Source organism: Bradyrhizobium sp. LjRoot220, assembly GCF_964252915.1.
In the GTDB taxonomy this organism is placed as follows: domain Bacteria; phylum Pseudomonadota; class Alphaproteobacteria; order Rhizobiales; family Xanthobacteraceae; genus Bradyrhizobium.
This window is the reverse complement of the sequence record NZ_CAXUPS020000002.1, coordinates 945,501-958,735: the sequence shown is the minus strand read 5'-3', so window position 1 is coordinate 958,735 and position 13,235 is coordinate 945,501. Positions and strand designations below refer to the sequence as shown.

Genomic DNA, 13,235 nt, shown 5'->3' with positions numbered 1-13,235 from the left:
ACCATGCGCGCTCTTGCGACCTACCGGCCGAAAATTGCAGCGCGGCAATTTCGGCCTGAAAACAAAGGCCTGAAAAAGCGAAAGGGGCCGATGGCCCCTTTCAACCCAAGTGCTGAGAACGATACCGCTATATATAGGGCGACATATCGCACGCGTCAACGATGTCTCCCGGGGCGCGTTGCCGCAGCTCCGCTTTCTTACGCCTGCGCTCAGGCGACGGAGCGATTCAATTGTTCTTAACTCTTAAACTCGCTCCAGTTGTATCTATTCATCATACATTCTTGCTTGCTTTGGCATTTCAGAGCGCAATTGGACGCAAAAAAAGCCCGACAGGAGAAAATGATGCAAATCGATTCACAATTGCGTCGAAAAAGCAGATCGTGAAAGTCCGCCCGATGCTGTAAAAGCCGATCCGCTATCAAAGCTCAATCTGCGGAGGGTCACGCTCGGCGAGGAACCCGCGAATAACCAACGGGATTTATCGATGAGCGTCGGACTGATCGCCCTTCTCGACGATATCGCGGCGATCGCAAAGGCGGCAGCGGCCTCCCTCGACGATGTCGCCAGCCAGGCCGCCAGGGCGGGGGTAAAGGCGGCAGGCGTCGTCATCGATGATACCGCGGTGACGCCAGGCTATGTGATCGGATTTGCGGCCAAGCGCGAACTGCCGATCGTGGGCAAGATCGCGGCGGGATCGCTTCGCAACAAACTACTGATCCTGCTTCCCGTTGCGCTGGCGCTCAGCTACTTCCTACCCGCTGCGATCACGCCGCTATTGATGTTCGGCGGGGCCTACCTCTGCTACGAAGGCGTTGAAAAGCTGTACGAAGCCGTCCTGCCCCATCACGCGCACCAGCATGAGGCCGAACTCGGCACGGTGGCGTTGCAGGCGCAGACGCTCGAAGATCAGAAGGTCGCGAGCGCCATCAAGACCGACTTCATCCTCTCGGCCGAGATCATGGCGATTACGCTGGCGGCGCTGCCCGCCGGAACCATCTTGATGCAGGCCATCGTGCTGGCGGTGGTCGGGATCGGGATCACGGTCGCGGTGTATGGCGTGGTGGCGCTGATCGTGAAGGCCGACGACGCCGGCGTCGCGCTGGCGCGAAACGACAATGTCTCGGCCATCGCCAGTGTCGGCCGCGGCCTGGGACACGCCCTGGTTCGAGGCATGCCCGTCTTCCTGACAATTCTCAGCGCCGTCGGTACCGCCGCGATGATCTGGGTCGGCGGCGGCATCGTATTGCATGGCGTGGAGGCCTACGGCCCGCCGTCCATCGGTCATGCCGTCCATGCCGCGACCGACGCGGCGGCCCATGCCCTTCCATCGATCGCCGGCGCGCTCAAATGGATCGTCGAGGCCGCTATATCGGGGGTCATTGGACTGGTGGTCGGCGCGGCCTCGATCCCGATCATCGGATATGCCGTGGCGCCGGCGTGGAAGCGAGTAAAGGGGCTTCTGCCGGGCTGAAGGCTTCGGAATAGAGATGGCCTGAAAACTATTCCGCCTTGGTTTCCTGCGGCGCGGGGTTCGCCGCCACCGCAGGTCCGCCGCCGAGCAGCCTTGCGAGGCTGCGGGCGCGCCGCGTATCGATGCTGACATGGGCGGTCATGCCAGCGCGCAACGCCGGTTCGCCGGGCCGTGCAACCAGCTGCAGCCGCACCGGCAGGCGCTGCACCACCTTCACCCAATTGCCGGAGGCGTTTTGCGCCGGCAGGATCGCGAACTCCGCGCCGGTCGCCGGGCTGATGCTTTCCACCACGGCGTCCCAGGTGACGTCGGGATGCATGTCGAGCACGACCTTGGCCTTCTGCCCCACCGTCACATGGGTCAGATCGGTCTCCTTGAAATTGGCCTCCAGCCACGGCCTGCGGTCGGTGACCAGCGCGAACAGCGGCGTCTGCGCCCTGACCTGCTCGCCGAGCTGCAGCTTGAAATTGACGACCACACCGGCCTTCGGCGCCTTGATCTCGGTATAGGCAAGGTCGAGCGCCGCGCGGTCCCGCACCGCCAGCTTTTCGCGCACCGCCGCGAATTGATCCGTCGGCCGGTCGGGCTTGCCGCCCAGCGCAGCTTCGACGCGCGCGATGCGCTGGTGCAGCACGGCGACGCGGTCCTCGCCTTCCTGCTCCTCGCTGTTGGATTGTTCGAGCTTCGCCGCCGAGGTCACGCCGCGCCCGGACAGCTCACGCTGGCGCCTGGCCAGGGTCTGAAGATACGTCAGCTTGTTCTCCGCCTCGCGGGTTTCGGCCCGGATCTCTCGCAGGCTGGCCTTGAGCTGCTCGACGGCGGCGCGCGCGGAATCGATTTCGGCTTCGGCCTTGGCCAGCACCAACCGATAGGGCGCCGGGTCGAGGCGAAGCAGCACGTCGCCGGCGGCGACGGCCGAATGGTCGCGGATCCGCAACTCGATGATGCGCCCCTGAACCTCGCTGGCGATCTGGGCGATATCCGCCTTGACGAAGGCGTTCTCGGTCGAGATGTGGCGGCCGCCCTGCAGCCAGAACATCAGCGCGCCCACCAGGACCAGCCCGGGCACACCGATGAGCGCCAATCGCTTCATCCGTTTGGTCATGGCGCGGCCCTGCCGTTGAGCCGGGCCACCCCGGAAGCTCGCTTTCTCGGAGTCGCCGCTCCATTGGTTCGCGCGGCCTCGCCGTCATCCGCCGACACCAGGGTTTTCTTGATGCGCTGCAGCAAAGTCATCAACTGCTTGCGTTCTGCCCCGGCGAGATCGGCGAGCCCGGCATCGACCGTGTTTTCGGCCACCCGCCAGATGCGCTTGTGGACCTTCTCGGCCTCCCTGGTCAGGTACACGCGTTTGACGCGGCGGTCGTCAGGCTGGGTACGGCGTTCGACCCAGCCATTGGCCACCAGCCGGTCGATCATGCGGCCGGCGGTGGCCTTCTCGACCTCCATCATCTCGGCCAGTTCGGAATGCGAGGCGCCGGGGCGCCGGTGCAGGCGGGTCAACACCAGCCATTGCGCCCGCGTGATGCCGAGGCGGCGCACGCGGCGATCGAACTCGGTCCGCAACAGGCGGGCAACGTCCGAAATCACAACCCCAATATATTCGTCGGTATTTGGCATGGCGCTGTTGTAGCCGCCCTGAAATTAGTAAGCTAGGTTAGTATTTGACATCAGCTGCCGCAAGGGACATCGCCCTGAGTTCCACCAGCATGGAGGCCGAGGACGTCGCCGGGACCCTGTCCACGGCGCAACGCTATTTGACGCTGATGACGGTGGTGCTCGGCTCTTCGCTGTACGGCACCGCGCTGCTGACGACCTCGACCATCCTGCCGCAGATGCAGGGCGCGCTGTCGGCGACCCAGGACGAGGTCGCCTGGGTGATGACCTTCAACATCCTGGCGACCGCGGTGGTGACGCCGATGACCGGCTGGCTGGTCTCCCGCTTCGGCAGCAGACGCGTCATGGTGTGGTCGGTCGGGTGCTTCACGCTGACGACGCTGCTGTGCGGCATGGCGCAATCGCTCGAAACGCTGGTGCTGTGGCGCATCCTGCAGGGCGGCGCGGGGGCGCCATTGGTGCCGCTGTCGCAGTCGATCCTGTTTGCGACCTTCCCGCGCCGCCAGCACTCGATGGTGATGTCGATCTTCGGAATGGCGGTCGCGGTAGCACCGGTATTCGGTCCGGTATATGGCGGCTATCTCGCCGAGGCGCATAGCTGGCGCTGGTCGTTCTACATGCTGGTGCCGATCGGGATTGCGGCCACGTTCGGCATGGCCTGGACGCTGCCTTCCGACAGCCAGCTGACCAAGGTCCGCTTCGACTGGACCGGCTTTATCGCGCTGGCGACCGCGCTGGCCGCGATCCAGCTGGTGCTGGCCCGCGGCGTGCGGCTGGACTGGTTCGACTCGACCGAGATCGTGATCGAATGCCTGATTGCGGGGATCGCGTTCTATGTCTTCCTCGTCCACAGCATCGGCGCCCGCAATCCGTTCGTGAACCTGAAGCTGCTGACCGACCGCAATTATGCGATCGGGCTGGCGCTGGTAACGATCTACGGCATGCTGAACTTCACGCCGATGGTGCTGCTACCGCCGCTGCTGCAGCAGCAGGCCGGCTACCCCGACGCATTGGTCGGACAGGTGATCGGATCGCGCGGCGTCGGCATGCTGGTCGGCTTCATGATGGCCGGCTTCATGAACCGGCTCGATCCGCGCCTCACCATGGCGTTCGGTTTTGGCCTGCAGACCGTGGCCGGGTTGTGGATGCTGACCTTCGACCTCAACGTCACGATGGAGCTTCTGGTCGTCAACAGCATGATCCAGGGATTTGCCGTCGGCGTGGTCTGGGTGCCGATCACGGCGGTGGCATTCGGCACGCTCGACGCGAAGCATTATGCGGAAGCGTCCGCGATCTTCCATTTGCTGCGCAACATCGGATCGAGCTTCTTCATTTCGCTGTCGATCGCCGAGATCGTGCGCACCGCAGGGGCCAATTACAGCCGGATGACCGAGATGATCTCGCCCTATAATCGTGCGCTGACGACGCCGGGCACGATGGGCGCCTGGAACTTCGATACCGTGCCGGGCCTTGCGAGGGCGGCCAAGGAGATCGCGCGCCAGTCGATGATGATCGGCTACCTGAATGCGTTCACGATGTACACGGTGACGTCGGGCCTTGCCGTGGTGTTCGTCCTGATGGTTCGGGGCCGCAAGGCGGATTGAGAGGCGGCTTGATGCGATGCACGAGCACCGGGCTCTTACGGACGCGGCAATCGCGTTTCCGTGATATATATTTCGCGGACCGGCCTTGATGAAACAATTCTCCCCATCAATGAAGCCATTTTAGTGATCTGGCGAACCCTTCCTGAAATGATTTCCGGGCATGCTGAAGTGTTACTGAGAAACGAATTTCACCAGACTAGCGGTGGCATCCTCAACGAAGTGGAACACGCCATGCTCTCAGAAAAATTCTTTCTGGTATTGGAAACCCTCCGGAGCGAGGCCGAGCGCAGCCCGACCTATTCGGACGGCAGCACCAGAGCGGTAAGCACCTCGCCGCACGTCCCGGTCCAGCTGCCGGCCACCGGCCGGAAGTAAATCGGCTTCGGCCGGTCGCGCCGTCTCGCGACCTTCAAACGCACGACGCCGCACCTGTGCGGCGCGGCGTCGCTTCGCGGCAATCCTGGCTGAGCGATCAACCCACGTTCTTCGGGCCGATCGGGAAATCACCCTTCGGGCCGGGCTTCGGGTCGAGCGTTCCATCGACGATGCAGTAGCCGATTCCCAATGCCACGCCCAAGGCGACGAACGGAAACCAGCCGCCGCTGACCTTGTCCAGATTGGAATCAGACAACCGCGCGAGGCCGTCGGTGTTCACAGTTGCTTGCGTGTTGGCCATGAATGTCTCCTTCAATTGGCCGTCCATCCCTCAACGCCCATCCAGGGGATCGAGATCGCCGAGGCTCGCCATCGAAGCTGACCAAAGCCGGATGATTTCGCTGTGACCGGAATCACGGTGTGGCGCCGCAAAGGTGTTCGCACCAAACAGAAACGCGGCACCACAGGCGCCGCGTTTCGATTTTCTCATTTTTTCGACCGTCATTCCGGGGCGTCCGAAGGACGAACCCGGAATCTCGAGATTCCGGGTTCGATGCTTCGCATCGCCCCGGAATGACGGCGCTACGCGCCGTCAGCTCGCCACGGCCGACGACGGCATGTCGCGCTCGCGCTTCATGACGATCTTGTTGAGCGCGCCGAGATAGGCTTTTGCCGAAGCGACCAGCGTATCCGGATCTGACGCCTTCGAGGTCATCGAGCGGCCTTCATGGGCAAGCCGCACCGAGACTTCGGCTTGCGCGTCGGTTCCCTCGGTGACGGCATGGACCTGGTACAGTTCGAGCTTGGCCTCGTGCGGCACCAGCGCCTTGATGCAGTTGAACACCGCGTCGACCGGGCCGTTGCCTTCGGCCTCCTCGATTTTGATCTGGCCGCCAATGTCGAGCTTCATGGTGGCGCGCTGCGGTCCATGGGTGCCCGCGATCACCGTCAGCGACGTCAGCTTGATGCGGTCATGCGAAGCCGCGATCTCCTGATCGACCAGCGCCTCGATGTCCTCGTCATAGATGTCCTTCTTGCGGTCGGCGAGCGCCTTCATCCGCACGAAGGCGTCTTCCAGCTGGTTGGCGCCGAGCTTGTAACCCATCTCCTCCAGCTTGTGCACGAAGGCGTGACGGCCGGAATGCTTGCCGAGCACCAGCGACGACTTCTTCAGGCCGATCATCTCGGGCCGCATGATCTCGTAGGTCGAAGCATCCTTCAGCACGCCGTCCTGATGGATGCCGCTCTCATGGGCGAACGCATTGCGGCCGACGATGGCCTTGTTGTACTGCACCGGGAACGAGGTCGCCGCCGATACCAGTTTCGAGGCCCGGGTCAGCATGGTGGTGTCGATATTATTCCACCACGGAAATACGTCCTGGCGGACGTTCATCGCCATCACGACTTCTTCCAGCGCGGCATTGCCGGCCCGCTCGCCGATGCCGTTGACGGTGCATTCGATCTGCCGCGCGCCGCCGGCGATGCCGGCCAGCGAATTGGCAACGGCCATGCCGAGGTCGTTGTGGCAATGGACCGAGAATACCGCCTTGTCGGAATTCGGCACCCGCTCGATCAGCGTGCGCATGAAGCGGGTGTATTCCTCGGGCGTGGTGTAGCCGACGGTGTCGGGAATATTGACCGTAGTGGCGCCGGCCTTGATCACGGCCTCGACGATGCGGCAGAGGTAGTCCATCTCGCTGCGGGTGGCGTCCTCGGCCGACCATTCGACGTCGTCGATCTGGTTGCGGGCGCGGGTGACGTTGGCGATCGAGAGTTCCATCACCTGCTCGGGCGTCATGTTCAGCTTGACGCGCATGTGCAGCGGCGAGGTTGCGATCACGGTGTGGACGCGGCCGCGCCGGGCGAATTTCACCGCTTCGGCGCAGCGGTCGATGTCCTTTGGATTGGCCCGCGACAGGCCTGCGATCACCGAGTTCTTGGAGCGGCGGGCGATCTCGCTGACCGCCTGGAAATCACCTTCGGATGTAATTGGAAAACCGGCCTCGATGACGTCGACGCCCATGTCGTCGAGCATCTCGGCTATCTCGAGCTTTTCCTCGAACGTCATGGTGGCGCCGGGGCACTGCTCGCCGTCGCGCAACGTGGTATCGAATACGATTACGCGGTCCTTCTCGGACTTTTTAACTGAAGTCATCTGAAAATTCCTTTTGGGTCGTGCGCCGCGGTCTGGGCGCTGAAGGGTTCTTGGTGTTCTCGCGCAACCCCTGAGTGCCCAGGCGCAAACCGCCCAGACGGCCCTCAGGGGCCGATAAGAAGCAGCAGCCCGCCAAGAAGGAGGGTGGGCAAGGACGCAGCCGGAATCGCCGGGATACGGACGGCCGAAGCCGATCCACCCTGAACTCCAACATTTTCGCTGCTTGTCAGCATTGCCAGACCCTTGAGGAGCCGAAATCCTCGACCAAAACCATTGACGGTTCGTTGCCGGGACCACGTTCCAGGGCCGTTCTAGACGAGAAATATGGCCGGCCGCAATGCCAAAAGACGGTCAGGATAGTTGACCTAACGCGGCAAAAGCGCGGCAGGGTAAATGGTGCCCTGCCTTCTACCCCCGCGGACACGCAGCCGTGACCCGGCGACCGGCGGGCAATGCCCACCCTGATTTTCGTTCGGGTTGAAACCCGGGGACCGAGAACCATCTTTGGCCCCGGTGGAGATATTTGAAAAACGGAGCGGCGGATGAGCCAGCGGTTTCTCCTGCTGACCTTGCTGGCGGCCTTCAGCCTTGCGGTTCTCTTTGCGACGCTGACCACGGTCCGCCAGCTGCACATTCAAACGTCGGCGATCGCACAACCGCTGCATCGGGGCTGAGCGCGCCGGGTAGGCGTTACGCGGATGCCGTATTTGTTCCACCATCCTGCAGCGCTTAAAGCCACATGGTGGTGCGCGGCCGCCAGTTGTATGAACCGGTGACCGGTTCATGGACGGAGCGCGCGTTTGGACAGGTTTCAGATCGGCAGTCACTTTCTTGCGCTGGCCGCCGCCTTCGCGCTCGCGGTGCCGATCGGCTGGGACCGCGAGAAGTACGCGCGAAGCGCCGGCCTGAGGACCTTTCCGCTGGTCGCCCTGGCCAGTTGCGGCTTCGTGCAAGCCAGCGAAAACCTGCTCGTGCACTCACCCGACGGCATGGCCAAAGTCATCGAAGGGCTGATTACCGGCATCGGCTTCATCGGCGGCGGCGCCATTCTCAAACAGGGCAGCTCGGTTCACGGCACTGCGACCGCGGCAAGCCTGTGGGCGACCGGCGCGATCGGCGTTTCCGTCGGGCTCGGCAGTTATGACGTCGCCGTCACGGTCGCCGTGTTTACCTTCCTGACGTTGCGCCTGCTGACACTCGTCAAGGACGAAAGTGATGCAGGCGAAGGCGGCAAGCCCGATCGGACCTGAAAAGGCCGCAGCGTAAAGGCGCTTTGTTGCGTTGCGCGAGGCCGCCGCCTCAACTTTTGCGCAAACCCCGCCTATTGACGTAAGCTGCCGGCTACCGATCCGGCAGGAGGCTGTCCCATGTCAAAGAAGGGGGTTACGGGCCATGACGAGTGGGTGGTGACGCAGGCCCTCGCCACGGCCCTGGTCGCGCTCGAACAGCTTCCGGAGAAAATTCAGCCGCGACCTCACATGGACGATCTCAGGAAGCTCCTGACGGCCGGCTGCGCCCCCGGAAGCGTCGGCCTGCATCTGGCCCAGGCGAAGTGCCGGCTGTTTCCGCAAACCGATCCGGAGACGATCTATCGGGAATATGGCCTGGAGGCCGGCCGGGACTGACAAGTCGTAGGGTGGGCAAAGCGAAGCGTGCCCACCATTCCTGGCGTGCGCAACGATGGTGGGCACGGCGCAAGAGCGCCTCTGCCCACCCTACTTCTTCGCAACCTTCGTCGCCTTCTCTTCCGCCAGCAGCGCCTCGCGCACTTTTGCGAATTCGCTGCGGTCGGCCTTGTCGACCTCCGGGAAACGCAGATCGAGCCTGTCGAGCGCGCTGACGATGGTCGAGCCGATCACGACGCGGGCGAACCATTTGTGGTCGGCCGGCACCACATGCCACGGCGCGTGGCGCGCCGAGGTGTGGCGGATCATGTCCTGATAGGCGGCCTGGTATTTCGCCCATAGCTTGCGCTCGGCAATATCGGCCAGCGAGAACTTCCAGTTCTTGGCGGGCTCCTCCAGCCGGGCGAGGAAGCGCTCGCGCTGCTCTTCCCTGGAGATGTTGAGGAAGAACTTTAAAATAACGGTGCCGTTGCGCGCGAGGTAACGCTCCATGCTGGAGATATCCTCGAACCGTTCGCGCCAGATATTCTTGGTCACCAGCTTTTTTGGAATCTTCTGCTTGCCGAGGATCTCGGGGTGTACTCGCACCACGAGACATTCCTCGTAGTACGAACGGTTGAAGATGCCGATCCGGCCGCGCTCGGGTAGCGCGATCATGCTGCGCCAGAGAAAATCGTGATCGAGCTCCTTGGTCGACGGCTGCTTGAAAGACGTGACTTCGCAGCCCTGCGGGTTTACCCCTTCGAACACGCTCTTGATCGCGGAGTCCTTGCCGGCGGCGTCCATGCCCTGGAACACCAGCAGCATCGACCAGCGGTCCTGCGCGTAGAGCTTTTCCTGAAAATCACTCAGCCGCTTGCGGTTGGCCTCGATGATCTTCTCGCCCTTCTCCTTGTCGAGGCCACCCTTTTCGTTGGTCTTGTGCGATTTCAGGTGAAACTCGCCCGTTCCGTCGACGCGGAACGGCGCGACAAAGGGCTTCAGTGCATCGCCAAGCGGTGGCTGTGATTGCTTGCTCATGAGGTCGGCTTCGCCGCCGGTTTCTCCATGGGCTTCCTGGATTGCGTCCTGAGCCGATCGATGATGCTACCGAGAATGCCCTTGGGCAGGAATATGATGAACAGCACCAGCAGCACGCCGTAGACGAGGTTGTCCCAGCCCACCGCCTTGGTCCCGAACCAGATGCGCAGAAATTCGGCAAGCAGGATCGTGATGACGGCGCCGACCGTCGGCCCCAACGACACATAGACGCCGCCGACGATGACGGCGAACACCATTTGCAGGGACACCGCAATGCCGCTGACCGTATCGGGCGAGATGAACATCTGGTACTGGCAGTACAGCGCGCCGGCGAGCGCCGTCATCAGCGCGCTGATGATGGTGATCTTGAGCTTTTCGAAGGTGACGTTGACGCCGGCGGCGGCGGCGGCATCCTCATCGTCCGAGATCGCCTCCATGGCATAGCGGCTCATGCTGCGGTCGACCCAGCGCCAGATCAAAAGGCCTACCACCCAGACGAACAGCGCGATCAGGTACCACGTCGTCTTGTCGTCGAACTGCAGCGCCAGCAACTGGCTGCCCTTGGTGCGGTTCGGGGTGTAGCCGAGCGAGCCGCCGGTGTAGTCGCGCGTCGCGGTGATGACCTGCAGCACGATGCCGGAGAGTGCCAGCGTCACCAGCACGAAATAATGCCCGGTGATGCGGAAGCGGAAGCAGGGATAGGCGACGATGACCGCGAGCACGCCGGCCGCCAGCATGCTGAGCGGAATGCCGATCCACGGCGAGACGCCGAGATGGTTCCACAACAGTGCCGTGACATAGGCGCCGACGCCCATGAAGCCGCCATGGCCGAGCGACACCAGGCCGAAGCGGCCCATGATCGACCACGAGGTGTAGGCGAACGACCAGATCAGGATCAGCACCAGAATGTGCAGGTGATACGGATCGCGATAGACGAAGGGCAGCGCGATCAGCGCTGCCAGCGCAACGGCCCAGCCGGCATGACGCGGATTCACGAGCGCCTCGCGAAAAGACCGGCCGGCCGGATGAACATCATGACGATGAAGAAGGCGAAAGCGAGCACGTAGCCCCATTCGAGGTCGGAGAACAGGCCGCCGAGCGAAATAATCTCGGCAAACACGAACGCCGCGATGAAGCCGCCGACGAAGTTGCCGAGCCCGCCGAGCACGCAGATCAAAAAGGTGATCGGCCCGAACGACAGGCCGACGAAGGGATGCACGTCGTATTGCAGCACCAGGAGGCAGGCCGCGAGGCCGGCCAGCGCGCCGCCCAGCGCCGAAGTGATGAGGTAGATGCGCTTGGTATCGACGCCCATCAGCGACATGATCTGACGGTCCTGCGAGATGGCGCGGATCGCGGTCCCGGTATAGGTGCGCGTCATGAACAGGTAGACGGTGATCATGCCGATCAGCGCCGCGGCGAACGACAGCAGCCGCGAATAGCTGAAGTGCATCTCGCCGAGCGCCAGCACCGGCAGGCGGATGCCGAGATTGCGGAAGTCGATGCCGAAGGCGACGGTGGCGAAGCTCTGCAGGATGAACAGCACGCCGCCGGTCGCGAGCAGCTGGTTGATCGGCGGCGCGGTGAGCAGCGGCGCGATGACGATGTAGTGCAGCGCGGCGCCCAGCAGTGCCACCAGCAGAATGGTCAGCGGCGCCGCGACCCAATACGGCAGGCCGTAAAACTGCACCAAATAGTACATGCCGTACATGCCGATCATGACCAGTTCGGCATAGCAGATCCAGGTCACGTCGATGACGCCGAAGATCAGGTTGAGCCCGAGCGCCAGCAGCGCCAGCACTCCGCCGAGCAGGATGCCGTTGACCACGGCCTCCAGCAGATAGATGTCGAATACGTCCAGAAATCCCTGCATCGCGATCCTACACTCCCAGATACGCTTGCTTGATGGTGTCGTTGTTCAGCATCTCCGCCGAGGTGCCGGAGGCGCGGATGCTGCCGGCCTCGAGCAGGTAGGCGCGATCGACCACGCGCAGCACCTGCTGCACGTTCTGCTCGACGATCAGCACCGTGAGCCCGCCGGCGCGGATCCGTTTGACCAGTTCGAACACCTGCTGCACCACGACCGGCGCCAGTCCGGCCGACGGCTCATCGAGCAGCAAAAGTTTCGGATTCGACATCAGCGCCCGGCCGATCGCGCACATCTGCTGTTCGCCGCCCGACATGGTGCCGGCCATCTGGCTGCGGCGTTCTTTCATGCGCGGAAACAGATCGAACACGAATTCCAGCCGCTCGGCATATTTGGCGCGGGCGCCTTCCATGTAGGCGCCCATCTTCAGATTGTCGTCGACCGTCAGCCGCGGAAACAGCCGGCGATTTTCCGGCACATGGGCGATGCCGAGGCTGACGATGCGATGCGCCGGCGTCGCCAGCACGTCGGTGCCCTGCATCGAGATCGAGCCTTTGACAGGCCGGATCAGGCCGGAGATCACCCGCATCAGCGTGGTCTTGCCGGCGCCGTTGGGACCGATCACGCCGACCGCCTCGCCTGCCTTGACGTCGAGGTTGACGCCAAACAGCGCCTGGAAACTGCCGTAACCCGCATCGACCGATTTCAGTTCGAGCATGCCTAGTCCCCTGCCCGCCGGCGCGCTTCCCCGGCCGCGACCTGGGTCGAATCCGCATCGGTGCCGAGGTAGACCTCAATCACGCGGGGATCGCTCGACACGGCACTCGGCAAACCTTCGGAAATCTTCTCGCCGTGATCGAGCACCATGACGCGGTCGACCACCCGCATCAGCACGCCCATGATGTGCTCGACCCAGATGATGGTGATGCCGAGTTCGTCGCGGATCTTGCGCAGCATGTCGGCAGCCTGATCCATCTCGTGCTCGTCGAGGCCGCCGAGGCTCTCGTCGGCGAGCAGAAGTTTCGGCCCGGTCGCCAGCGCTTTCGCGAGTTCGAGCTTCTTCAGGCCGGCGGCGCCGAGCCCATCGACCATGGCATGGCGATCCGTCGTCAGGCCGACCATACGAAGCGCCTTTTCGGCGGCCTCGTCGGCCTCGGCGCGGCTATGGCTGCCCCGGCCATAGTAGCCGGCCAGTTCCACGTTCTCGAAGATGCTGAGCCGGTGGAACGGCCGCGGGATCTGGAAGGTGCGGCCGATGCCGCGGTTGATGATGCGATGAGGGGCGGCGCCTGCGATCTCCGCGCCGTCGAACAGAATCGAGCCTGCGGTCGGGACCAGCGTGCCCGACAGCATGTTGAAGATCGTGCTCTTGCCGGAGCCGTTGGGGCCGATCAGGCCGAGAATCTCGCCCTGCTCGACCCGGAACGACACGTTGTTGACTGCGGTAAAGCCGCCGAAGCGCTTCACCAATCCATTCACCGTCAGCACCGAAAGCTCTCCG

Annotated in this window: 16 protein-coding genes; 6 read left to right on the top strand and 10 right to left on the bottom strand. The window is 63.2% G+C overall.

What is annotated here, in order from left to right; translation table 11 throughout:
• Positions 1-484: 484 nt before the first annotated feature.
• Positions 485-1,471 carry a DUF808 domain-containing protein gene (locus ACSQ84_RS13225; protein WP_436212085.1) on the top strand — a complete coding sequence of 329 codons (987 nt, stop codon included), beginning with the start codon at positions 485-487 and terminating at the stop codon, positions 1,469-1,471.
• Between the two features lie 28 nt (positions 1,472-1,499).
• Here ACSQ84_RS13225 and ACSQ84_RS13220 read toward each other — a convergent pair whose 3' ends face one another.
• Positions 1,500-2,576, bottom strand: coding sequence for an HlyD family secretion protein (locus tag ACSQ84_RS13220; RefSeq protein WP_436212084.1), 1,077 nt, complete (start codon positions 2,574-2,576; stop codon positions 1,500-1,502).
• The gene (locus ACSQ84_RS13215; protein WP_436212083.1) at positions 2,573-3,091 is read right to left on the bottom strand and encodes a MarR family winged helix-turn-helix transcriptional regulator; all 519 of its coding nucleotides are present in this window, start codon (positions 3,089-3,091) and stop codon (positions 2,573-2,575) included. Before ACSQ84_RS13215 ends, ACSQ84_RS13220 begins: the two co-directional genes overlap by 4 nt.
• Before the next feature lie 44 nt (positions 3,092-3,135).
• Here ACSQ84_RS13215 and ACSQ84_RS13210 point away from each other — a divergent pair, with 44 nt between their 5' ends.
• Positions 3,136-4,692, top strand: coding sequence for a DHA2 family efflux MFS transporter permease subunit (locus ACSQ84_RS13210; protein WP_436212082.1), 1,557 nt, complete (start codon positions 3,136-3,138; stop codon positions 4,690-4,692).
• A 60-nt stretch (positions 4,693-4,752) separates the two neighbouring features.
• The gene (locus ACSQ84_RS13205; protein ID WP_436212081.1) at positions 4,753-5,067 is read left to right on the top strand and encodes a hypothetical protein; all 315 of its coding nucleotides are present in this window, start codon (positions 4,753-4,755) and stop codon (positions 5,065-5,067) included.
• Between the two features lie 97 nt (positions 5,068-5,164).
• Here the strand turns inward: ACSQ84_RS13205 and ACSQ84_RS13200 are convergent, their stop codons facing one another.
• The 3 genes from ACSQ84_RS13200 to ACSQ84_RS13190 form a co-directional block, all read right to left on the bottom strand.
• Positions 5,165-5,395: a hypothetical protein gene (locus ACSQ84_RS13200; protein WP_436212080.1), complete on the bottom strand. Its 231-nt coding sequence runs from the start codon at positions 5,393-5,395 to the stop codon at positions 5,165-5,167.
• 3 nt (positions 5,396-5,398) lie between these two features.
• Positions 5,399-5,572 carry a hypothetical protein gene (locus tag ACSQ84_RS13195; protein WP_436212079.1) on the bottom strand — a complete coding sequence of 58 codons (174 nt, stop codon included), beginning with the start codon at positions 5,570-5,572 and terminating at the stop codon, positions 5,399-5,401.
• An 87-nt stretch (positions 5,573-5,659) separates the two neighbouring features.
• Entirely contained in the window at positions 5,660-7,222 is a 1,563-nt protein-coding gene (locus ACSQ84_RS13190) for a 2-isopropylmalate synthase (RefSeq protein WP_436212078.1), read from the bottom strand.
• A 542-nt stretch (positions 7,223-7,764) separates the two neighbouring features.
• Between ACSQ84_RS13190 and ACSQ84_RS13185 the strand changes: the two genes are divergently transcribed.
• From ACSQ84_RS13185 to ACSQ84_RS13175, 3 genes are all read left to right on the top strand, one after another.
• On the top strand, positions 7,765-7,896 hold the full coding sequence (locus ACSQ84_RS13185; RefSeq protein WP_436212077.1) for a hypothetical protein: 132 nt from the start codon (positions 7,765-7,767) through the stop codon (positions 7,894-7,896).
• A 126-nt stretch (positions 7,897-8,022) separates the two neighbouring features.
• Entirely contained in the window at positions 8,023-8,472 is a 450-nt protein-coding gene (locus tag ACSQ84_RS13180) for an MgtC/SapB family protein (RefSeq protein WP_436212076.1), read from the top strand.
• Positions 8,473-8,589: 117 nt separating this feature from the next.
• Entirely contained in the window at positions 8,590-8,847 is a 258-nt protein-coding gene (locus ACSQ84_RS13175) for a hypothetical protein (protein WP_436212075.1), read from the top strand.
• 90 nt (positions 8,848-8,937) lie between these two features.
• Here the strand turns inward: ACSQ84_RS13175 and ACSQ84_RS13170 are convergent, their stop codons facing one another.
• Genes ACSQ84_RS13170 through ACSQ84_RS13150 form a run of 5 tightly spaced genes read right to left on the bottom strand, consistent with a single transcriptional unit; the run spans position 8,938 to position 13,222 of the window.
• On the bottom strand, positions 8,938-9,867 hold the full coding sequence (locus ACSQ84_RS13170; protein WP_436212074.1) for a polyphosphate kinase 2 family protein: 930 nt from the start codon (positions 9,865-9,867) through the stop codon (positions 8,938-8,940).
• Positions 9,864-10,862, bottom strand: coding sequence for a branched-chain amino acid ABC transporter permease (locus ACSQ84_RS13165; protein WP_436212073.1), 999 nt, complete (start codon positions 10,860-10,862; stop codon positions 9,864-9,866). The genes ACSQ84_RS13170 and ACSQ84_RS13165 overlap by 4 nt, the downstream gene beginning before the upstream one ends.
• Positions 10,859-11,740 carry a branched-chain amino acid ABC transporter permease gene (locus ACSQ84_RS13160; RefSeq protein WP_436212072.1) on the bottom strand — a complete coding sequence of 294 codons (882 nt, stop codon included), beginning with the start codon at positions 11,738-11,740 and terminating at the stop codon, positions 10,859-10,861. The genes ACSQ84_RS13165 and ACSQ84_RS13160 overlap by 4 nt, the downstream gene beginning before the upstream one ends.
• Positions 11,741-11,747: 7 nt before the next feature.
• Complete coding sequence (locus ACSQ84_RS13155) at positions 11,748-12,452, bottom strand: ABC transporter ATP-binding protein (RefSeq protein ID WP_436212071.1); 705 nt, start codon at positions 12,450-12,452, stop codon at positions 11,748-11,750.
• Between the two features lie 2 nt (positions 12,453-12,454).
• A complete protein-coding gene (locus ACSQ84_RS13150; RefSeq protein WP_436212070.1) occupies positions 12,455-13,222 on the bottom strand; it encodes an ABC transporter ATP-binding protein in 768 nt (255 codons plus the stop codon).
• Between the last annotated feature and the right edge of the window lie 13 nt (positions 13,223-13,235).